The organism is Ruegeria lacuscaerulensis (genome assembly GCF_013031245.1).
Taxonomy (GTDB): Bacteria; Pseudomonadota; Alphaproteobacteria; order Rhodobacterales; family Rhodobacteraceae; genus Ruegeria; species Ruegeria lacuscaerulensis_C.
The window spans coordinates 51,793-71,808 of sequence record NZ_WPZL01000015.1 but is presented as its reverse complement, the minus strand read 5'-3'; the positions used below and the strand labels follow the sequence as shown (position 1 = coordinate 71,808).

General features: G+C 55.2%; 21 protein-coding genes and 1 pseudogene. 12 read left to right on the top strand and 10 right to left on the bottom strand.

Annotation, left to right across the window (positions count from 1 at the left end):
* Window positions 1-15: 15 nt before the first annotated feature.
* Window positions 16-1,128, top strand: a complete 1,113-nt coding sequence (locus tag GOX66_RS16435; protein ID WP_170763824.1) for an aminomethyl transferase family protein — start codon at window positions 16-18, stop codon at window positions 1,126-1,128.
* 100 nt (window positions 1,129-1,228) lie between these two features.
* Window positions 1,229-1,996, top strand: a complete 768-nt coding sequence (locus GOX66_RS16430; protein ID WP_170763823.1) for a metallophosphoesterase family protein — start codon at window positions 1,229-1,231, stop codon at window positions 1,994-1,996.
* An 839-nt stretch (window positions 1,997-2,835) separates the two neighbouring features.
* On the opposite strand, the gene GOX66_RS16425 is transcribed toward GOX66_RS16430, so the two are convergent.
* The 7 genes from GOX66_RS16425 to GOX66_RS16400 form a co-directional block, all read right to left on the bottom strand.
* Window positions 2,836-3,189: a hypothetical protein gene (locus tag GOX66_RS16425; RefSeq protein ID WP_170763822.1), complete on the bottom strand. Its 354-nt coding sequence runs from the start codon at window positions 3,187-3,189 to the stop codon at window positions 2,836-2,838.
* Window positions 3,190-3,432: 243 nt separating this feature from the next.
* Window positions 3,433-3,696, bottom strand: coding sequence for a hypothetical protein (locus GOX66_RS16420; RefSeq protein ID WP_170763821.1), 264 nt, complete (start codon window positions 3,694-3,696; stop codon window positions 3,433-3,435).
* Window positions 3,697-3,729: 33 nt separating this feature from the next.
* Window positions 3,730-3,861 carry a hypothetical protein gene (locus GOX66_RS26065; RefSeq protein ID WP_272871520.1) on the bottom strand — a complete coding sequence of 44 codons (132 nt, stop codon included), beginning with the start codon at window positions 3,859-3,861 and terminating at the stop codon, window positions 3,730-3,732.
* A gap of 230 nt (window positions 3,862-4,091) precedes the next feature.
* Window positions 4,092-4,397 carry a DUF2218 domain-containing protein gene (locus GOX66_RS16415; protein ID WP_170763820.1) on the bottom strand — a complete coding sequence of 102 codons (306 nt, stop codon included), beginning with the start codon at window positions 4,395-4,397 and terminating at the stop codon, window positions 4,092-4,094.
* Between the two features lie 265 nt (window positions 4,398-4,662).
* Window positions 4,663-5,682: an NAD(+) synthase gene (nadE, locus tag GOX66_RS16410; RefSeq protein WP_170763819.1), complete on the bottom strand. Its 1,020-nt coding sequence runs from the start codon at window positions 5,680-5,682 to the stop codon at window positions 4,663-4,665.
* 50 nt (window positions 5,683-5,732) lie between these two features.
* Window positions 5,733-6,680, bottom strand: a complete 948-nt coding sequence (locus GOX66_RS16405; RefSeq protein WP_170763818.1) for a GlxA family transcriptional regulator — start codon at window positions 6,678-6,680, stop codon at window positions 5,733-5,735.
* Window positions 6,681-6,710: 30 nt separating this feature from the next.
* On the bottom strand, window positions 6,711-8,399 hold the full coding sequence (locus tag GOX66_RS16400) for a sulfatase-like hydrolase/transferase (RefSeq protein ID WP_237212638.1): 1,689 nt from the start codon (window positions 8,397-8,399) through the stop codon (window positions 6,711-6,713).
* A gap of 114 nt (window positions 8,400-8,513) precedes the next feature.
* On the opposite strand from GOX66_RS16400, the gene GOX66_RS16395 reads away from it, so the two are divergent.
* Together GOX66_RS16395 and GOX66_RS16390 are read left to right on the top strand one after the other, a co-directional pair.
* Window positions 8,514-9,107 carry a cupin domain-containing protein gene (locus GOX66_RS16395; RefSeq protein ID WP_170763817.1) on the top strand — a complete coding sequence of 198 codons (594 nt, stop codon included), beginning with the start codon at window positions 8,514-8,516 and terminating at the stop codon, window positions 9,105-9,107.
* Between the two features lie 100 nt (window positions 9,108-9,207).
* On the top strand, window positions 9,208-9,879 hold the full coding sequence (locus GOX66_RS16390; protein WP_336509492.1) for an ABC transporter substrate-binding protein: 672 nt from the start codon (window positions 9,208-9,210) through the stop codon (window positions 9,877-9,879).
* Here GOX66_RS16390 and GOX66_RS16385 read toward each other — a convergent pair.
* Window positions 9,813-10,067, bottom strand: a pseudogene (locus GOX66_RS16385) (transposase); the annotation flags it as partial. The gene GOX66_RS16390 and the pseudogene GOX66_RS16385 sit on opposite strands and share 67 nt — an antisense overlap.
* A gap of 377 nt (window positions 10,068-10,444) precedes the next feature.
* On the opposite strand from GOX66_RS16385, the gene GOX66_RS16380 reads away from it, so the two are divergent.
* On the top strand, window positions 10,445-10,768 hold the full coding sequence (locus GOX66_RS16380) for a 2Fe-2S iron-sulfur cluster-binding protein (RefSeq protein WP_170763815.1): 324 nt from the start codon (window positions 10,445-10,447) through the stop codon (window positions 10,766-10,768).
* Between the two features lie 556 nt (window positions 10,769-11,324).
* Here the strand turns inward: GOX66_RS16380 and GOX66_RS16375 are convergent.
* Window positions 11,325-12,450, bottom strand: a protein-coding gene (locus tag GOX66_RS16375; RefSeq protein WP_170763814.1) for an IS3 family transposase whose coding sequence is annotated in 2 segments (ribosomal slippage) — window positions 11,325-12,192 and window positions 12,191-12,450 — 1,128 coding nt in all. Because the reading frame shifts where the segments join, the coding sequence is not laid out codon by codon here.
* Window positions 12,451-12,836: 386 nt separating this feature from the next.
* Here GOX66_RS16375 and GOX66_RS16370 point away from each other — a divergent pair.
* The 5 genes from GOX66_RS16370 to GOX66_RS16350 all read left to right on the top strand — a co-directional run bounded on the left by GOX66_RS16370 (window position 12,837) and on the right by GOX66_RS16350 (window position 18,067).
* A complete protein-coding gene (locus GOX66_RS16370; protein ID WP_170763813.1) occupies window positions 12,837-14,183 on the top strand; it encodes a substrate-binding protein in 1,347 nt (448 codons plus the stop codon).
* Between the two features lie 112 nt (window positions 14,184-14,295).
* On the top strand, window positions 14,296-15,327 hold the full coding sequence (locus GOX66_RS16365; RefSeq protein WP_170763812.1) for a branched-chain amino acid ABC transporter permease: 1,032 nt from the start codon (window positions 14,296-14,298) through the stop codon (window positions 15,325-15,327).
* Window positions 15,328-15,330: 3 nt separating this feature from the next.
* Window positions 15,331-16,536 (top strand): branched-chain amino acid ABC transporter permease, encoded by a 1,206-nt coding sequence (locus GOX66_RS16360; protein ID WP_170763811.1) that lies wholly within the window; start codon window positions 15,331-15,333, stop codon window positions 16,534-16,536.
* 10 nt (window positions 16,537-16,546) lie between these two features.
* Window positions 16,547-17,302 carry an ABC transporter ATP-binding protein gene (locus GOX66_RS16355; RefSeq protein WP_170763810.1) on the top strand — a complete coding sequence of 252 codons (756 nt, stop codon included), beginning with the start codon at window positions 16,547-16,549 and terminating at the stop codon, window positions 17,300-17,302.
* A 9-nt stretch (window positions 17,303-17,311) separates the two neighbouring features.
* Window positions 17,312-18,067 carry an ABC transporter ATP-binding protein gene (locus GOX66_RS16350; protein ID WP_170763809.1) on the top strand — a complete coding sequence of 252 codons (756 nt, stop codon included), beginning with the start codon at window positions 17,312-17,314 and terminating at the stop codon, window positions 18,065-18,067.
* Between the two features lie 386 nt (window positions 18,068-18,453).
* On the opposite strand, the gene gph is transcribed toward GOX66_RS16350, so the two are convergent.
* Window positions 18,454-19,128: a phosphoglycolate phosphatase gene (gph, locus tag GOX66_RS16345; RefSeq protein ID WP_170763808.1), complete on the bottom strand. Its 675-nt coding sequence runs from the start codon at window positions 19,126-19,128 to the stop codon at window positions 18,454-18,456.
* A gap of 224 nt (window positions 19,129-19,352) precedes the next feature.
* Here gph and hemP point away from each other — a divergent pair, with 224 nt between their 5' ends.
* On the top strand, window positions 19,353-19,520 hold the full coding sequence (hemP, locus tag GOX66_RS16340; protein ID WP_170763807.1) for a hemin uptake protein HemP: 168 nt from the start codon (window positions 19,353-19,355) through the stop codon (window positions 19,518-19,520).
* Window positions 19,517-19,993: a hypothetical protein gene (locus GOX66_RS16335; protein ID WP_170763806.1), complete on the top strand. Its 477-nt coding sequence runs from the start codon at window positions 19,517-19,519 to the stop codon at window positions 19,991-19,993. Before hemP ends, GOX66_RS16335 begins: the two co-directional genes overlap by 4 nt.
* The last annotated feature ends 23 nt before the right edge of the window (window positions 19,994-20,016 follow it).

Genomic DNA, 20,016 nt, shown 5'->3' with positions numbered 1-20,016 from the left:
GAACGGAAACCCATCATGGACGCCAAGAAAACCCCCCTTTACCACAGCTTTATCAACCGCGGCGCTAAGATACGTAATGCCGGTGGATACTATGCTCCGATTGCTTTTAGCGACCCGAAGACAGAGCATCTGACGACCCGCGAAAAGGCCGGGCTGTTTGAAATCTTCGGACAGTTTCTTGTTGAGGTGACAGGTCGCGATGCCGAACGACTGATCAATGAAACCCATATCGCCGATGTTACCAAGCTGCCGGATATGAAGGGGACCTATTGCGGCATCCTGAATGAACGGGGCTGTTTTCTGGACGACGTCATTACCTGGCGCGTAAATGCCCGCAAATTCTGGGTCTGTCCGGCACCGCACCGTGTGGGGGTGATTGTCGACCATCTCAAGGCAGCGGGCCAGGAATTGGAAGCCAACGTTGTATCGCTAGGCTATCGATACACCTCGCTTTCCATACAGGGTCCACAGTCGCGCGCTTGCCTACAGGCAATGACGGATGCGGACTTGTCCAATGAGGCTCTGAAACCGTTCGAGATTGTCGAAACCTCCCTGAACGGTGTCGATGACGTCATCATCTCGCGCACAGGCTTTACCGGCGAACTGGGATACGAACTGTTCATCCCGACGCAGAATGCCGAAGACCTCTACGACGCAATTCTCGAACAAGGAGCTGACAAAGGCCTTGTACCCTGCGGGGTTGCCGCGATGGTCTCGCTGCGCATCGAAAAACGCTATCCGATCTTCGGCCGGGACATCACCGAAGCCAACAACCCCGTCGAGGCCGGACTCGGCTGGACAATCCGCGCCAAAGAGGTGGCCTACACCGGAAAGGTTTCGATTGAAGCGCTCAAATCCTCTGGAACCGAGCAAGAACTGGTGTTGATCGAAATGCCGGAAGGCGCTGATGCCCCTGAAGCCGGGATCGAACTGTCAGTAGAAGGGCAACACGTTGGGCGTGTAACCTCGGCAGCCATGGGCCATTCCGTCGGGCGCGCACTGGCCATGGGATATGTGACCAGCGCTTTGGCCAACAACGGCCAGACGATCAATGTCGGCCATGCCCAATCCGCCAAGATCCACACTGGCCCGATTTACGATCCCCAAAACAAGCGTTCGCGCGGATGAACAGTTGATATTAAGTGTTCCCGGCGATCACTGATTGAACTCCGGGAACGACCAGATGTCACCGCCTTGGACGTTGGAGACTGCCGAGAAATAGAACGATATGACCGCACCAGTTTATGCCATTGGCGATATTCACGGACAACTTGCACAACTTGAGGGCGCGCTGGCACGCATCGAAAAAGACGGCGGTGCTGACGCGCGGATCGTGTTTTTGGGCGACTATATCGACCGGGGAGCTCACAGTCGTGAGGTGATCGACCTGCTGCTCGCCGGTTTGGCTGAGGGGCGCGACTGGATTTGCCTACTGGGCAACCATGACCGCATGTTAGCCATGTTCATGGAGAATTATCCCAGAAACGACGCTCGGTTTCCCGTTGGGTACCATTGGCTTCATGATCAGATCGGTGGCATCGAGGCCCTTAAATCTTATGGGGTCGAAGTTGCCGAAGACGAGCCGATCTACAGAGTGCACGATCGCGCCCGCGCAGCCGTTCCTCAAGAACACATCCAGTTCCTTTGCGAACGGCCTTATTACCACATAGAAGGCGAACTACTTTTTACCCATGCAGGCATCAAACCCGGTGTGCCGTTTGAAAAACAGGATCGCGATGACCTGATCTGGATTCGTGACGAGTTCCTGAATGACACTCGCGAACACCCATGGTTGGTCATCCACGGCCACACCCCGGTGAAAAAAGCTGGACACCGTGGCAACCGGGTGAATTTGGACACCGGGGCGGGTCAAGGACGTGCCTTGACCGCAGCAGCTTTTGTTGGACGCGCGTGCTATGAGTTGACAGATGCGGGCCGTGTTCGACTTGAGCCCGAAGTATTCGCGACACCAAGCATCGATCGCAACGTGGTGTGAACCGAGCGTTCGTATTTCTCTTGGTAAGGATGCCACAATCTCTAGAAAGTTCGGACAATCAGGCCGCATCTGTCGAAGGCCTGTTTTGGGCCATTCAATACATCCGCGAGTTGGGCATTAACCCGCGCCATGTAACGAGCATTCTTTGCCTATAGTAGCGTGCGGGGACATGCGATTGCGTGGCTGGAGGACATGCTTCTGTCAGCGGGTTTGGAACGGGTCGAAGCTGAGTAGCCTAATCCATCGGCGGCAAGCGTTTGCATGTGTATTCGGTACGAGGGCGTTCCGACTCATCGCTTTGCCGCCAGTTTGCTTGGCAAAAGCGCAACTATTGTCGGTGAGGCTGTTAGCGGAAGTTAAGGCGGTGGGCGGGATTAGTTGAGAAAAGAGGCCCCTCACCCCGTGAGGGTATTGTATATCCTTTTTTAACTGCGCTCGGAAAATTCAGCGATTTGCGGCGGTGGGCGGAATTATTTTCAGAGATCAAGTTCCACCGGGCCCGTTCGCATGGATTACACCGGTGCGCCAAACTCTTTGGCACCTTTCACCCCTTCCACGTGGTCAAAATGGCGATCCGTTGTGCGCTGTTCTCGGTGCCCGAGCAGCGCAGGAGCGAGCATATTGCCATTTTCCAGCTCTTCCGACACCTCCGGCGGCGCACTGTCACGGAATCGGTGAATGGAAACTCTGATCCCGAACCGGTCCTCTGCGATGCTACTGGTGACGCGGCCAATATGCTATTCCAAGATCGCCGACCCCGGAGAGTTTTTAGAGGGAAACAAGAAACCACCATCGTCGAAGATCAGTCGATATACTGTCAGATATTCCTGAAAGGTATCCTAAAGCGAAGAGTTGTTTTGCCTTCGCACGAAATCGCACTGGACTTTCTGCCCCTGCCGCATTTTGAGAGCGGCGCCGGGGATATCCACCCAGATGCCCGACCGCACATCGAACCCTATCGTGATCTCACTCTCGAGAACAGGCAGCGCACGCGCCCTTTGCGGAAGCGCAATGCCAAGAGCAAATTTGAGTCCATCGCGGTATAGCAGAGCAGTGCTTAACTCAAGAACTGGCTTTTGTTGGGCCAATTCCATGAGTTCAATACCAAGATCATAAGGAACGGTGGCAGAAACATACGCCTTCTTGGTCAGGGCTCCCTGCTGCTCTGCCAATCGCCGGCATTCTTCGATCACGAAGGCTCAGGCGTCTGACTAAAAGCCGGGTTGAAGGACGCTGCAATATTCAGCGAGAATATGTTGCAGGTAGGATTGGATCGGGCGTGCAGCAACCCCGCCACCTTCGAGGGCTTGCGCAAATAACCGAATGTGCACACCGGTATCCAGTGGATCATGCCCCGCCCTTTGGAAGTGCTTGTGCCAGAGAGACAATGCACAGATTGCGCTGGCGATGTTGCCGGCGTTCCAAATTATCGATCTTCAGCGTGTTCGCTGAATTTTCCGGGATGCTTCCAAAACCTCAACAAAAGGCGGCTGCCACTCTATTGGGAGAGCTGCAATTGCATCAGCCGTGCGATCCCATTCTGTCTTTTTTTCTTTCTTTGGAGCAACCCGGTTGTCTCGCAACACACGTGCGAAACAGGCCGTTTCCTGACGCCCCCACAGGTAAGATGCAGCAATCTGGAGCCAGGCAAATTCCGCCTGACCCGCTATTTTGCCTTTCTCTGAGACCAATTTGTCCAAGTGTCTTGCGGCCCCCCTCATGCTGGGGACACGCTACATCTCCTCGCGGTTTAGGAGGAAGGCTTCGGCGGCCGCTGACACTTCATAACGATTGAGGTTCGGTTGTTCTTCCCTCAATAGGGTTTCAAGTTGATGTAGCAGCCCAGTTTGGGTTTCGCTTGTCATCGAGATACTCCTGCCATTGGTCGAGTGCGAGATTCTCATCTACCTCTGCATGGTAATCCAGCGTTGTCTGAAGGGATTTGTGCCCCAGAGCTTTTGCGTTGCCGGCAATTTCCGGGATCGCTCTTCAGCCAGATCCAGCTAAGCAGGTGGCGGTATAAATGCGGATTGGTGTTTTTTCTTCGCTGTTAGCGTGAATCGGGGCGGTGGTATTGATGTCCTGCCTCGTCAGTTTAAGGCAGATCTTTTCCGGTCCAGTCCACATCAAGTTCTTCCCGGAAGGCGAAGCGGATCAGGTGTTCGGCAATAACTTTTTTCCAGGCATCCAAATCATCGCCCACCTTCACGCGCGCGGTGACGTGCAACGCGTCTGGCTTGGCTGCCAGGAAAACCTCTTCACCGGAATCGAAGCGGACTGAACCCTCTGCCGCATCGAACTGAGTTTCGGCCTTGTGCGACCAGTGTTTGCAAAGTTGCTGAAGATACTTGCTGGCCGAAAGAGTACGCGCGATGCCGTATGCTGCTGGTTGATCGGTCATGGTAATTCCAATTCAGTTGTTAGTATCTGTATTTCGGATCTAGTGCTTGCCTTTGCCGATGCAGAAAGCAGCGCATGCCATGTCCAGTGCAACGGAGATCGAGAATATTCTGTCACTTTCCATGCGCTCGAACGCGTCCAGGTAACCGGGTTGAGACACGCTCGAAGCCCGCTTTGACGCCAATCTGGCGACAGGACCAAATCAGTGCCAAAGCGAAACTGAAGGTTCCTTTGCCTCCAGGTTGTCACCAACATGACGTTTGTTCTCAGCCAACACGAGTCAATCTTGCACGATCAACCTGGCTGAGCAATTCAAACCGGGGCTCGCGCGGGTGGGGCAGCATTTGCGGCCCGGAGCGTTTGAATCTGGTAGCACGTAATCTGGTTTCTACCGTTTTCAGGATCGGGTGTGCCGCCGGGTCGTTTTCCGCGCTCAGGGCAGAGATTGTGTTTCTGTCAACACCGCCCTGACCCTGGCTGAACAGGCCCATCAATGCCTGGACGGTAATATCCCATTGCAGATAGGTGGCGCCGATCTGTGCCTCGTCTCCGTCATCGATGCCCAGCCCATCTGTCGGTTTGGCCTTCCAGATCGAGTCCGGAATGCCGATAACGCGCGCCATCCACGGAACCTCCCATGATTTCAGAAGCGACTGAATGGGGGCAAGGTCGCCGACATCGCCATTGATGGTCCAGAACCCTGCCGACAGTTCGGAAAAATTATCCGTGCTGGCAACCAGCCCGCCCAGACTGTGCGCCTGGTTATAGAGCGTGATCATGCGAAGTCGCGCCCGGATATTGCCGTTTCGAACACGCGCCGCCTTGGATGTTGCGTCCCGCAAGGTCGGGTCCACGGCTTCAAGTGCCGCGACCATTGACTGATATTGTGCGGTCAGGTCGATCTGGGCGTGTTCGATGGACATCTGACGACAGGCCTGCACACCTCTTTCGGTTTCCGAGGGGTCTTGCAGGATCGGCATCGTATATCCGAAGACCTGCCAGCCGGCCTCTTTGAAAAGGGCGGCCGTCAGCGCGCTGTCAACGCCGCCGGACATGCCGATCGCAACCTTAGACAATCCGCTGTTCTCACGGTAGTCGACCAGTCTGCCAATCAGAGCGCCCATGTCCTGTTCCAGAACCGCAGGGGGCGAATAAATGCCGGTTTCGATCTGCTGGTGCAGGGTGTCGGCGAACCAGGGCGATAAACCTCCGGACTGATCCTGTCGGGAGAGTCTTAGTATTTCTGCCTCAAGATTGGCGTAGGATGTCTCAGCTGATTGGTTCATTATTGCGATCCTGATTGTCTAGCGGAAAGACGGTTTCGGTTTGACACACTCTACAGGTGTTTCGACTTTCTGTAGCGCGTGGGAGATATGCCATAAAATTCTGCAAATGCCCTGTCGAAGTTACTCTTGCTGGAAAACCCGCACGCAACAGAGATTTCAGAAACAGGTAAGGTTGTTTCCGAAATCAACGTTTTAGAGCGGCGAATACGGGTTCTGCGGTAGTATTTCGTCGGTGTTTCACCAAAAGCCTTGTGAAATTGACGTTCAAGTTGACGCTGACTGATCCTCAGTCGATCACCAATCTCAGAGATTGAAAGAGGATGTTCAATATTTTCCTTCATAAGGTCAATTGCACGAGCAACGTAGGGAGCGATTCCGGCGGCCAGATTCAGTTCGACGGTTTTCTGCTTCTCATCCGCAGCCCTGATCTCTTGATAGAGTAACTGATCGGCAGTTCGGGCACTAATCAAAGCTCCCATCTGATCTTCGACAATCTTGAGGAAAAGATCCAAACTGGACACGCCGCCACCGCAGGTCATGAAATTACGGTCGATTTCAAACACGCCATCACAGGCCAGGACGTCCGGACAGGATTCGATTAAAGAGGGTTTGTTTTCCCAGTGGATGGTGCAGCGCCGATCGTTCAAAACGCCGCATTGCGCCAATAACATCGTTCCAGCTCCCACAGCGCATATTTTTTGGCCCTTGCGCACGGCTTGCCTGATGAAGTTGGCTAATTCTGTGGATGGCCGATCCGGGAGATTCAGGCTGGCACAGATAACTATGTAATCCGTGTCCGGGGCTTCGCGCAGGCGGTAGTCGACCGATACCTCCAAGCCGCTGCTCGATTCAACCTTACTTCCTGACTCCGCGCAAATGTTCCAGGTAAACTGGCCGTCGCCTCCCGCCATTCGGTTCGCAACCCTGAGGGTCTCAATCCCCAAAGACATGGTGGAAAGATTGTAGCCGGGAACCAGAACAAAATTGAAACTCTTCAATTCTGCCTCCCCCTAATCGCAAAAAGTGACTTACTGGTCTTTGTCATAAAGCTTCTTCTTCAGGAGTTCCGTTTCCAACTCGTCTTCATGCCAATAGCCGATGGGAAACCCCATCTCGGCAACGGCGTCATAGACTCGCATTTGCTCCGAGAATTCTTTTAATGGTCCGGGTGGAGTGCACACGTCCGACTTTGGATTTCGAGCCCAGAAAAAGAGCTTGTCCAAAAGGTCGGCAATCACGTTCGCATACTCGGGCAGATGCGCAACATCAAAAAGTTCCTGCGGGTCGGTTCTCCGGTCGAATAGCATTGGTGGCTGATCTTCGAAATGCATCAGCTTCCAACGGGCATCTGCGATCATGCGTATCGTTGGATGGTCAGGTAAGTCCTGCTGCGACCAATATGCCCGGTCCTCGCGATAATTGTATTCCGAGATCACATAATTCCGCCAATCATCGGGCCGGAACCCTTCAAGGATCGGCTTCAGGCTGCGGCCCTCAAGAATATGTGGTTTCGGTTCGGCCGCATAGAAATCCAACAGCGTTGGTGCAATGTCGATCAGTTCGACCAGATCGTTCGAAACCGTTCCCCTTGTCGCATCCGCTTCCTTACGGGGGTCGCGGATGATCAACGGAATTCGGACAGAGGGGTCGTGAAACAATTGTTTTTCGCCCAGCCAGTGATCCCCCAGGTAATCGCCGTGATCCGAACTGATGATGATCATGGTCGTCTCATATTGCCCGGTGGACTTCAGATACGCCACGATCCGGCCAATTTCGTCATCAATTTGCGAGATCAACCCCATATAGGTCGGAATCACGGTGTTGCGTACATCATCGCGACTGAAGGCCTGCGAGAAACGCTCTTCCCGAAAAGCTCGATAGATGCTGTTGGGATGGTCCTGCTCGGCGTTGTCGCGCACTGGTGGTAGCACGTCGTCGAACCCATACATCGCATGATAGGGGGCGGCGGCGATATACGGCCAATGCGGCTTGATATAGCTGACATGCGCCACCCAGTTGCTCTGGCCTTCACGCTCTTGCATAAAATCAAGTGCCCGGTCGGTGATGTAGGCTGTTTCAGTCAGATGTGCAGGAAGGCGGGCGGGTTTGCCAGCATGGCGCATGAACCAGCCGCTTACGATATCGCCATTTTCACCTTCGGCAGAATTCGCCCATGCCTCCCAAGGGTTTTCGGCGTCGTAGCCATGATTGCGCAGATAGGTGAAATACTCAGGTTCGTTGTCTCCGACAACAGAATGGATGCCGTCATCCCGCACATAAGGAGAGAAACCGCATTCACTGTTGCGGATGCCGATAAGGCTGTCGACATCAATGCCCAGTCGGGCCATGCCTTCGGTATCGGCGATCATATGGGTTTTGCCGATTAAAACGGCGTCAACGCCGACCTCACGCAAATGATCGCCCAATGTGGGTTCGCCGATCCGCAAAGGTGCATCGTTCGAGGTTGACCCGTGCGAGCGCACATAGCGTCCGGTATAGGCACTCATCCGAGACGGCCCGCAGATTGTGGACTGAACATAGGCCTGACCAAATCGCACACCTTCTTTGGCCAGTCGGTCGATATTGGGCGTCCTGATATGGGGGTGTCCGGAGCATCCCAGATAGTCAAAACGCAACTGGTCGCACATGATCCAGAGAACATTCATTGGTGTGAGGTATCCTGATGCCAATTTGTCGTAATAATAGAAGTCAATCATGTATCTTTTCTCGCGATATGCGACGATTTTCGGATTATTGTGTCGAATTTTGCGAAAAAAATGAGGCTGATGCGGTTCAAATAGGTCAAGGAACGCGAACCTTAGGAGGCAACCTTGACCCAAAAACTGAAGCGCAACAGCACAACACCAACAGAATTTGTGGAAATTGATCCCTCTGCCGGCGGATTTCAAAACCACCACGAATATATGGATGGCGCGTTTCCTCCCTCAGTGCGACCCGCGTTGTGGCGCAACCGCGATGTACGGGCGGCGCTTGAAGAAATGAAGAATGACGACCAGTGGGACGGAAACACCCGGTATATCTCACTCAAGGGCATGGACAGCGATTACAATTCCACCATTCCGACTATGTGGGTGACTGTACACTTGCTCAAGCCCGGTGATTGCATCGAGATGCATCGCCACACGCCCGGCTCGGTCTATCACGTGATGGAAGGCACTGGGTACTCGACGATCAACGAATACCGAGTCGACTGGGAAGGCGGCGATACTTTCTCGTGCCCGTCACATTCCTACCACGAGCACTGGAACACCGGCGATACCGACGCACTGATGTGGACGGTTCAGGATTTGCCGATTTATTCCTACTTCCGCATGGCGACGTTCCAGCCCGGCGACTCGGAGATCGAGGCTGTACTCCACAAACCCATCGTGAAGCCGGAGGCGAACAAGTTCTCCGGGGCCTAATTTCACCAAGCCAGTCACCATCTCCCTGATCGGGGGGATGGTGATTTCGGATTTACAAAGAGCCTCGTCAAGAAGGCCATAAATATCCAGCAAGGAGAAAATGGAAATGCGCAATCACAATGCGGGTACGACCCGTCGAAACTTTTTGAAAACTACGGCTGCAACTGCAGCAGTTGGGGCAACTTCATCACTATGGCTACCTTCGTCTGCCAAGGCCGCACCGGCCCAGGGCGGCCATTTGCGGGTGGGTCTTGCCCACGGTGCAACCGCGGATTCACTCGATCCGGGTTTGTTGGAGAACGGGTTTGAGTGGGCCATCACCTTCGCGGCATTCAACAACCTGACCGAGATCGCTCCGGACGGTTCGCTGGTTGGGGAACTGGCAGAATCCTGGGAGCCGAACGCAGATGCTTCGGCTTGGACATTCAACATCCGCAAAGGTGTCCAGTTCCATGATGGGCAGGAACTGACAGCGGACGACGTTATTGCCTCGCTGAACTATCACCGCGGTGAAGGCAACAGTTCAGGGGTTGGGCCGCTGATCGGGGACATCACCGGAATCACGGCCCCGGACGCCAATACGGTCCAGATCACCCTGGGCAGCGGCAACGTGGATTTCGCGGCGATCCTTGCGGGGCAGGGCTTCCTGATCAAGAAAGCCAGTGACGGCAAGATCGACCCGCTGGATCCAAACGGCACCGGCGCCTTCAGGATCAATTTGTCCAACGTTGGATCGGAAACCGCACGCCTCAGCCGCTCGTCCTCCTTCTGAAGTCGCTTCAGTTCCTTCAACTGATCTACGCTCATTCCGCCGTATTTCTTTCGCCAACGGTAATAAGTCTGTTCAACAACGCCGATCTGTCTGATCGCATCCAAACGGGACATACCTTGCCCCATCAGCACCTCAACCTGCCGTAACTTAGAGACAATCTCTTCGGGCTTCGGTCGCTTGTTTGCCATTCTTGGTCCTCCGTTTCCTAAACATAGGCGTGGACCAATTCAGTTGCGGAGGTTCGGAGGCAACGAATGCGACCCGCGATTTCAATATCGAAAAAAGATTGATTGAAATGGGAGCTTCGTCGCATCCGAATAAAATTGGCGACCCAATCACAGAGCTAATGGAACTGATTAGACCGAGTTAGTGCTCTGCCTTCCTGATAACGCGTTACAAGATTGGGCATTGGAACCGACCACACCGCAAATACGCTGATCCACGTCGAATTTTGGTATTTTGGGACGAAAGTAAGCTCTTGTTTGGGGCATGTTTCTCTATTCTCAAGTAAGAACTGGCTGGTTGGGCTGCACTTCGCTCCGCCGCGAAGTAAGAAAGAGAACAAATGCCCAAGATTACTTATGTCGAAAACAATGGCTCAAAACACGAAGTGGAAGTCTCAAACGGTCTTTCGGTGATGGAAGGTGCCCGCGACAACAACATTCCTGGCATTTCAGCCGATTGCGGCGGAGCCTGCGCCTGTTCAACCTGCCATGTCTACGTGGACTCAGCTTGGGTTGATCGATTGCCCAAAAAAGAAGCCATAGAAGAGGATATGTTGGATTTTGCCTATGAACCCGACTACGAACGCTCCCGGTTGTCTTGCCAATTGAAAGTGACTGATGATTTCGAAGGGCTTCATTTGCAACTTCCAGAAAGGCAGTCGTAAATTAGCAAACACTGGTTGTGAACTTGATTGTACAGAACTGAGCTATGCGGTCATTCGTCGAACCCTCGACTTCGCGGGGCAGCCATCGGCCGGTTCGGCGGGCCACATCGTGGCGAGACAGAAATCCGATCGACGGCCGCTAACGGCAGTCTCAAGATTTTCAGGAGCCGCTCCAAGATTAAGTTGTGTCACTTCTTCGTCGAATCCAAATCCTTGCAGACGGAAAATCAACTTTACGAATCGGCACCATCTCGCGGTGATATGCTTCACATAAAGACGTTTACCGGGCATTCACCAACCGCGGAGAGCGCCGCGCCCAGCGTGGCGAACGTCTTTCGCAACCACATAGAGCTTGAGTGGTCTTACCAAATTGTTACCCCACGACCCAGGTTGGAACAATCAGGAGCAGCAAAGGACGAATGCTCGCTTTGTCCGCGCTACCATTCAATACGGTTAGTGAATTCCACGAAAGAAACTGCGGCGCGGATTTTCACCGGGCTTGACATTAGGCGCTCCCAAAATTGATCCGCCCCACCAGGGTGGTCCAGTTTGAATGTTAGTGCATGATTGGCCTTGGCTCCATCGGGACGATGGTTTGCGGAGCCGGTTTGCGGTAGCCCAAAGCACTGTGGGGTCGTTTGGTGTTGTAGTGTTTCCTCCATTTCTCGATCAGGATTTGTGCCTCCCGCAAGCTGTAGAAGATTTCGTCATTGAGCAGTTCATCACGAAGCCGGGCATTGAAGCTTTCGCGGTATCCATTCTCCCAAGGTGACCCTGGCTCGATGTAAGCGGTCTTGGCACCGACGGCTGTAATCCAGTCTCTGACAGCTCCGGCAATGAACTCCGGTCCATTGTCAGAACGAGTGTAAACGGGGATGCCACGCAGGATATACAAGTCTGTCAAAGCACCGTTGACCTCGGTCGAGTTCAGCTTCCGCTTCACCCGGATTGCAAGGCATTCCCGGCTGTATTCGTCCAGGATGTTCAATGTCCTGAAAGCCTTGCCTTGATCGGTTCGGTGATGCACGAAGTCATACGACCAGACGTGATTGCCATACTCCGGTCTAAGCCGGACGCCTGAGCTGTCGTTCAGCCAGAGCCGTCCCTTGCTGGGTTGTTTCATCGGCACTTTGAGCCCTTCACGTCGCCACAGACGTTCGACACGTTTGTCGTTCACCAGCCAACCTGCATCTCTGAGCAAAGCCGCAACCCGCCGATAGCCGTATCGACCATACTGGCGCGTCAGCTCGATCATGTCGGCCACCAGGCGATCTTCATCAGCACGACCAACAGGCATCCGCCTTTGTGTGGATCGATGCTGTCCCAAGACACGGCAGGCACTACGTTCTGAGATGTGGAACTGGTTTGGCACATGCTCAATGCAGGCTCGACGACGCGAAGGGCTCAGTAGCTTCCCCGTGCAGTTTCCCCAATATGAGCTTGTCCAGCGTTGGATCAGACACGGCTCGGCGCTGCCGGTCATTCTCATTCTGAAGGCGTTTGAGTTCTTTCAGTTGGTCGGTTCCCATACCGCCATATTGCTTACGCCAGCGATAGAATGTCTGTTCCGTTATCTGCACCCGCCTGATTGTATCAATGCGCGGCATCCCTTGCCCACATAGTACCTCAACCTGTCGTAGCTTCGTGACAATCTCTTCCGGCTTGGGTCGCTTGTCTCCCATAATTGATCCTCCGATTCCTAACTATAGGGCCGGACCAATTCAGTGGGGGAGGATCACGCAGTCTGGATGACCAACGAGCGAACTGGTACTTGTGGTTTTTGAATTGGAATGATCCGTTGGCGGTCCAGAAGCGGGCAATCTGCATGTCGGACCCAGTTGCGCGTTACAAGAAAAAGAAAATATTTCAGTGCATAAAGAAAGTGCGCGGTCGATCTTTTACAATTATAAGAAAAAGTTGTTCATTTATTTACACAACATTGCCGCATTTTGAATAGGTTATTGCTGATTTTTCACCACCGCCTCCATACTCAAATTTACGCTTAACCGCGTTTTCGTCCACTGGAAGAGGAGCCAGAGGACGAATGAATGGGAAATGGGAGGAATTAATGACCAATAAATCTGTCACACGCCGCGGCGTGCTGAAGTCTGGTGCCGTCGCGGGTACTGGCCTGGCTCTGCCTACGATCTTTACGGCTTCGTCGGCTGCTGCCTACACCAACGAGCCAACAGGGTCTTCGGTTGTTCTGGGTTTTAACGTTCCCCAGACCGGGCCGTATGCTGAGGAAGGGAATGACGAATTGCTGGCGCAGCAATTGGCTGTTGAGCATCTGAACGGGGAAGGCGATGGTGGATGCCTGAACACCTTTACGTCCAAGGCGCTGAAGGGCAACGGAATCCTCGGCAAAAAGGTCGGGTTCGTCACCGGCGATACGCAAACCAAGTCGGACGCAGCGCGTGCATCGGCCAAGTCGATGATCGAAAAAGACGGTGCGATCATGATTAACGGTGGTTCGTCTTCGGGCGTGGCCGTTGCGGTACAGGGTCTGTGTCAGGAAGCGGGCGTGATTTTCATGGCCGGTCTGACCCACGCCAACGACACTACAGGCAAGGACAAGAAAGCCAACGGGTTCCGCCATTTCTTCAACGCGTACATGTCGGGAGCTGCGCTGGCGCCGGTGCTGGCGGCGGAGATGGGCAAGGAACGCCGCGCCTACCACCTGACGGCCGACTACAACTGGGGCTGGACTCAGGAAGAGTCGATCGTTGCCTCGACCGAAGCCCTGGGATGGGAAACGGTCAATACGGTCAAGACACCACTCGCGTCGACGGACTTCTCGTCCTACATCGCTCCGGTTTTGAATTCGGGCGCTGACGTTCTGGTTCTGAACCACTATGGCGGCAACATGGTGAACTCGCTGACCAACGCGATCCAGTTTGGCCTTCTCGACAAGGTGGCCAACGGCAAGGACTTCAAGATCGTTGTGCCGCTGTATTCCGAACTGATGGCCGCCGGTGCGGGCGAGAACATCAAAGGCGTGCTGGGTTCGATGAACTGGAACTGGCAGTTGCAGGATGAGGGCACCAAGGCCTTTGTGAAGTCCTTCGGTGAGAAGTATGGCAAGCCGCCGTCCAACTCGGCCCAGACCTGCTATGCGCAGGTTCTGCTCTACGCAGATGCGGTCGAGCGGGCGGGGACTTTCAATCCTTGCGGTGTTGTTGAAGCCCTGGAAGATTTTGAGTTCGACGGCTTGGGCAACGGTCCGACCTTGTACCGTGGTGCGGATCACCAGTGTTTCAAGGACGTGCTGGTCGTGCGGGGCAACGAGAACCCGACCAACGAGTATGACACGCTGGAAATCGTCGAGATCACGCCGCGTGCGCAGGTCGAATACGATCCGGAACACCCGATGTTCGCCGGTGGTGAACTGGGTGAGTGTAATCCGGGCGCGTAACGCCTTTGGCTGAAGTCTGACCGCTTCCCCTGCGGCCAGACCCCCTGTGGCCGGGCCAGATGGCCCGGTCCCGAACACTCAATCCACGCTGACCAACCTTGAGGTGGGGCCTATGGACGCCATCCTATTGCAAATTCTGAACGGGCTGGACAAAGGGTCAGCCTATGCGCTGATCGCGCTGGGTCTGACGCTGATATTCGGAACGCTGGGCGTTGTGAATTTTGCCCACGGGGCGCTGTTCATGATCGGAGCGTTCTGCGCCGTGACCTTGCAGAAACTTCTGAATCTGAGTTTCGAAACCCTTGACGAAACCCAGAAAGATTTCCTGGGCAATCCGCTGAAGGTCGAAACCCCTTACGTCGAAGCCTGGTTCGGCCCCGAAGTTGGCGCGACGATCATCGATTGGTCCGTGCCGTTGGCCATCCTGTTCGCGATCCCGATCATGCTGCTGGTCGGCTACGTGATGGAACGAGGGCTGATCAAGCATTTCTACAAGCGTCCGCACGCGGATCAGATCCTTGTGACCTTTGGTCTGGCCATCGTTTTGCAGGAAATCGTCAAGTATTTCTTCGGCGCCAACCCGATCCAGACCCCGCCGCCTGATGCACTGAGCGGCTCGGTTGATCTTGGTGTCATGGTAGGGTTCGACCCTAACGCGATCATCTATCCGATCTGGCGGTTGGTTTATTTCGGCTTTGCCGTGGGTATTATCGGTGCGGTCTTTTCGTTCCTGCAATTTACCACCTTCGGTATGGTCGTCCGCGCCGGGATGGCGGATCGTGAAACTGTTGGGCTATTGGGTATTAATATCGACCGCCGCTTTACCATCATGTTCGGCATTGCCGCCGCTGTGGCGGGGCTGGCCGGTGTGATGTACGGGCCGCTCAACCCGCCGAACTACCACATGGGCATGGATTTTCTGGTCCTTAGCTTCGTTGTGGTTGTTGTGGGTGGCATGGGTTCATTGCCCGGTGCGGTGCTGGCCGGATTCTTGCTTGGCATCCTGGAAAGCTTTGCTTCGACGACCTGGGCCACCACTACGATACCGGGCATCAACCAGATCATCATCTACCTTGTCGCCATTGTTGTGTTGCTGACGCGGCCGCGCGGGCTGATGGGCCGCAAAGGCGTGATGGAGGAATAATCCATGTTGGGACTAAACAAAAAAGACACCAGCCTGCTGATCATTGTCGCCCTCCTGACGTTGCTGGCCCCCTTCATCCTGAATCCGTTCCCCGAGGGCAGTGCGATGGCGCAGTTCAACGCGGGTTATCCGGATCTGATGCAGCGCTTCGTGATCTTCGGCATCTTCGCGATCGGTTTCAACATCCTGTTCGGCCTGACCGGGTATCTGTCCTTTGGCCACGCGGCCTTCCTTGGCGTGGGGTCCTATTCCGCCGTATGGATGTTCAAACTGCTCAGCTACAACGTCATTCCGGCTATTGCGCTGAGCGTCGTGGTGGCGGGTCTGTTCTCGCTTCTCATCGGGTTTGTCAGCCTGCGGCGGTCGGGTATCTATTTCTCGATCCTGACGCTGGCTTTCGCACAGATGAGCTTTGCGCTGGCCTATTCGGTGCTGTCGAACCCCAAGTTCAACCTGACCAACGGGGAAACCGGCCTGCAGGTCTATGCGGACGATCCGCAAATCCTGCAGGGTGCCAATGCACCGGACCTGCCGCACCTGTTCGGACTGCCGATGCGGGCGACCTATACGATGGATTTGGGGGCCTGGAGTTTCGACTTCAACGCGGGTTACTACCTGTGCGCCGTGATCCTGATGGTGGTGTTCTATCTGGCCATCCGTATTTTCCGGTCTCCTTTTGGCATGATGCTGCGGGCGGTGAAATCGAACCAGCAGCGGATGAACTATACCGGCCTGAATTCCAAACCTTACACGCTGGCGGCCTTCGTGATCTCGGGCATGTATGCCGGTCTGGCCGGTGGCCTGATGGCTGCGATGGACCCGCTGGCGGGGGCCGAGCGGATGCAATGGACTGCCTCGGGCGAGGTCGTTCTGATGACCATTCTGGGTGGCACAGGCACGCTGATCGGCCCGGTTCTGGGCGCAGGCTTCATCAAGTATTTCGAGAACATCTTCTCGAAGATCAACGACAACGTGCTGCACAGCTGGTTCGCCTTCCTGCCCGATGGGCTTGAGGACGCGGTTGTGTTCCTGATCCATCCGTTCATCGGCAAGGGCTGGCACCTTACGCTGGGCATCCTGTTCATGCTGGTGGTGATCTACCTGCCGGGCGGATTGGTCGAGGGGGGGCAGCGCCTGCTGAACTGGTTCAAGCGCAAGAAAACAAAATCTGACGATGCACCGTCGGGCAAAACTGAGCCTGCGGAATAGGGGGGCGGCCATGGCAATTCTAAGAGTCAAAGACGTCAGTAAACGCTTTGGTGGTCTCAAGGCGCTGTCCGATGTGACCCTCAGCGTCGAGGAAAACTCGGTCCACGCTATTATCGGTCCGAACGGCGCGGGTAAGTCGACCCTGCTGAACTGTCTGGTCGGCAAGCTGATGCCGGATACCGGGTCCGTGCTGTTCGACAACAACTCGGTGCTGGGGCTCGAGCCGTTTCAGATCAACCAGATGGGCATCAGCCGCGTGTTCCAGACACCCGAGATTTTCGGCGAGCTGACGGTGATGGAAAACATGCTGATCCCGATATTCGCAATGCGGGACGGCGCGTTCCGCATGCACGCCTACGAAACTATCGCCAATGAAAAGGCGGTCGTGGAACAGGCCGAGGCGATGCTGGAAGAGATGAACATGGCTGACAAACGCGAGATGCATGCCGCGTCGTTGTCTCGTGGCGACAAGCGGCGGCTTGAGATCGGCATGTGCCTCAGCCAAAACCCACGCCTGTTATTGTTGGACGAACCCACTGCGGGCATGGCGCGTGCGGACACCAACAACACCATCGATCTGCTGAAACAGATCAAGGAAGAGCGAGACATCACCATCGCCATCATCGAGCACGACATGCACGTCGTCTTCAGCCTGGCCGAACGCATCACCGTTCTGGCGCAGGGCACGCCGCTGGTTGAAGACATTCCGGAAAACATCCGCGGAAACCCGAAAGTCCGTGAGGCTTATCTGGGCGAGGCAGCGTGAGGAAAAGCTATGAACGAGAAACCTGACTTTTCAAAACATGCTAACAGGGCCAGCACCGCACCGGCATTTCTGTCGGTATGGGACATGCATTCCTATTACGGCGAAAGCTATATCGTGCAAGGTGTCAGCTTTAACGTGCACGAGGGCGAAATTCTGGCGCTGCTGGGCCGGAACGGGGCAGGCAAAACCTCGACCCTGCGGTCCATCGCGCGGGTGGGTGAGCCCGAAGTGCGGCATGGCGAGATCTGGCTGGACCACCAGCCACTGCACAAGATGGCCAGCTACGAAGCCGCGGCTGCCGGGCTGGGTCTGGTGCCCGAGGACCGGCGGATCATTCCAGGCCTTACGGTCGAAGAGAATCTGCAACTCGCGCAGATCGCGCCGCCTGTAGGTTGGTCACTGGAACGGCTTTACGAGTTGTTTCCAAGACTGGGAGAACGTCGCAAGCAGGAAGGTGTGACTCTGTCGGGCGGTGAACAGCAGATGCTGTCAATTGCACGGGCATTGGCGCGCGACATCAAGGTGCTGCTGCTGGATGAGCCTTATGAAGGGCTGGCACCGGTCATCGTAGACGAGATTGAGAAAACGCTGATTCACGTCAAGCAACAGGGCATGACCACGATCATTGTCGAGCAAAACGCGGTGCGGGCGCTGGAACTGGCCGACCGGGCCATCATCCTCGATACGGGTAGCATTGTGTTCGATGGCACGGCGAATGAAGTGCTGGAAAATTCGCAACTGCGTGAAGAGTATCTGGCTATCTGACAAACGCAGTATCAGGCGTTGCCGAGGTTGGGGGCCTTGGCGGCGACAGGCGGGGTGGATTTCCACCCCGCTTTTTTGATTTTGCCATGTCTGTAAACGCGCAAAAAATGGCAGTTTGTAGTTCAATGGACAAAGAAACGGCTCACACTACCTGAAAATCGCAAAATAATTAGCAGCAATTTCAACGCTGTCGCGGGCTCTACGGGAAACCCCCTATACCTGTTTCTGGATGGATTGGTTAACTGTTTCGTATTGATACGGTCTTTCCGGACCATACCACTTTTCCCCCATGAGGGGCTGGCTACTAACCCCCTCGGCCGGCCCCTCGATTACCAACCGGGACTCGTTTCAATCCAGATCTTACCTCTTGCGGCAGGCCCCGGATTTTAGGTGGTCTGCCCGACTTTCTGCAGCACTTCCGTGACCAGTGCAGGCAAGGTTGATGTGTCGCGATAGCTGGCCGTGTGCGGAATCTCGGCAACCGGGGACTTTCGATAGCCATTGGTGAACAATAGAAACGGCACCTGCGTCCGCTGTGCTGTTTCTGCGTCCACCTCACTGTCACCGACAAAAAGGCGCAGGCCAGAGGAGCGGACGGCATCAAAGCTCGCCTCCAGAAGGGCCGGATCGGGTTTGCGGGTGTGAAGACTGTCGCCGCCAAGGACGGCATCGAAATGGTGCGCCAAATCCAGCGCCTCCAGAACGTGACGCGCGGGTGCCTCGGGTTTGTTTGTGCAGACGCCCAGAACGCACCCCATTTGACGCAATTGATCCAGCGCTTGCGGTACGCCGGGATAGACAGCGGTTTTATCGCTTGAGGCCGCGTTGTAATGCGCCAAGGTCAGCCGCGACAATTCCGCGTGACGGTTCAACGGTAGGTCACAATGTCGGATTACCCGCTCAACCAGCTTGGGCAGACCGTTACCAACGAATTGCTTAACAGTGCCCTGCGATAAGGGAGCTACCCCTGCATCCTGCAGCATCCTGTTCACAGCAGCCGCAAGGTCCGGAAGGCTGTCGACCAGCGTTCCGTCCAGATCGAACATGATTGTCGCGCTCATCGGCTTCCTCGTCAGTGTCGGTTTCTGCGCAAGACCTAGCCCGCCTGTGATACCGGCGCAATCATGCTACTGCCGGGATTTAGCCAAAACGAGACTTGACTTACCTGACTAAAATAATCAGATTAACTGGAGAGCAATCAGCCAACCCACATCCGGGTCAGCCAGATCGTCGAAAACGCGAACAGATTAAGGCCTTTCGCCCGTGAATCCCTGGAGTTGTCCTGATGAATATGCAGAACCCTAATCCCAGCCAGTCCTATGCGGTGTCCATGCTTCCGGCTCATAAAGCCGAAGAACTGACCAAGGGCGGAAACCTTGCCCATATCCAACTGGGCGATCAGCTTTATACCTTGCGCATCACCCGCGCCGGCAAGTTGATCCTGACGAAATGAGTTCCCATTCCACACGCGGCGGGACGGCAGTTGGCCGGCTGTCCGACCTGACCCCCATCGAAGCCGGCGCAGTGATGTACCTGCGCCTTTGGGGCGACGGTGCGAGCGGACGCGCGGATGCCGCCAGTGATTTCAAAGTTGCGCTGGGCGTGGATTGCGGACGCGCCGCGATGTTGACCCTTGATCGGCTATGTTCTCTTTGCGCCAATTACGGGCGGCGTCCTCTGATCCGTCACGGATTGGGATGTTCATGCCTTGGTGCGGATGAGAATTGCTTTGCCCAGATGATCGCGGCGGCGTCCGAAGGAGCACGGGAAGATGCGATGATGATGGCCACGCTGATTGTACGCCCGGATTTTGCGCCTGCACTGACGTCGTTGTCCGAAGAACTCGGGCTGGCACTGCGGCGCATGACAGCGGCGATACCGATACCGAACACCGGTCACGAGACCCCCTCGGCCATGCTGCATTAATCGGCATTGGCGCGACCCCGGCA

Coding starts and splice junctions, on each gene's coding strand:
- GOX66_RS16435 (WP_170763824.1), top strand. CDS start 16: ATGGACGCCAAGAAAACCCCCCTTTACCACAGCTTTATCAACCGCGGC.
- GOX66_RS16430 (WP_170763823.1), top strand. CDS start 1,229: ATGACCGCACCAGTTTATGCCATTGGCGATATTCACGGACAACTTGCA.
- GOX66_RS26065 (WP_272871520.1), bottom strand. CDS start 3,861: ATGACAAGCGAAACCCAAACTGGGCTGCTACATCAACTTGAAACCCTA.
- GOX66_RS16415 (WP_170763820.1), bottom strand. CDS start 4,397: ATGACCGATCAACCAGCAGCATACGGCATCGCGCGTACTCTTTCGGCC.
- nadE (WP_170763819.1), bottom strand. CDS start 5,682: ATGAACCAATCAGCTGAGACATCCTACGCCAATCTTGAGGCAGAAATA.
- GOX66_RS16400 (WP_237212638.1), bottom strand. CDS start 8,399: ATGATTGACTTCTATTATTACGACAAATTGGCATCAGGATACCTCACA.
- GOX66_RS16390 (WP_336509492.1), top strand. CDS start 9,208: ATGGAAATGCGCAATCACAATGCGGGTACGACCCGTCGAAACTTTTTG.
- GOX66_RS16380 (WP_170763815.1), top strand. CDS start 10,445: ATGCCCAAGATTACTTATGTCGAAAACAATGGCTCAAAACACGAAGTG.
- GOX66_RS16370 (WP_170763813.1), top strand. CDS start 12,837: ATGACCAATAAATCTGTCACACGCCGCGGCGTGCTGAAGTCTGGTGCC.
- GOX66_RS16365 (WP_170763812.1), top strand. CDS start 14,296: ATGGACGCCATCCTATTGCAAATTCTGAACGGGCTGGACAAAGGGTCA.
- GOX66_RS16360 (WP_170763811.1), top strand. CDS start 15,331: ATGTTGGGACTAAACAAAAAAGACACCAGCCTGCTGATCATTGTCGCC.
- GOX66_RS16355 (WP_170763810.1), top strand. CDS start 16,547: ATGGCAATTCTAAGAGTCAAAGACGTCAGTAAACGCTTTGGTGGTCTC.
- GOX66_RS16350 (WP_170763809.1), top strand. CDS start 17,312: ATGAACGAGAAACCTGACTTTTCAAAACATGCTAACAGGGCCAGCACC.
- gph (WP_170763808.1), bottom strand. CDS start 19,128: ATGAGCGCGACAATCATGTTCGATCTGGACGGAACGCTGGTCGACAGC.
- hemP (WP_170763807.1), top strand. CDS start 19,353: ATGAATATGCAGAACCCTAATCCCAGCCAGTCCTATGCGGTGTCCATG.
- GOX66_RS16335 (WP_170763806.1), top strand. CDS start 19,517: ATGAGTTCCCATTCCACACGCGGCGGGACGGCAGTTGGCCGGCTGTCC.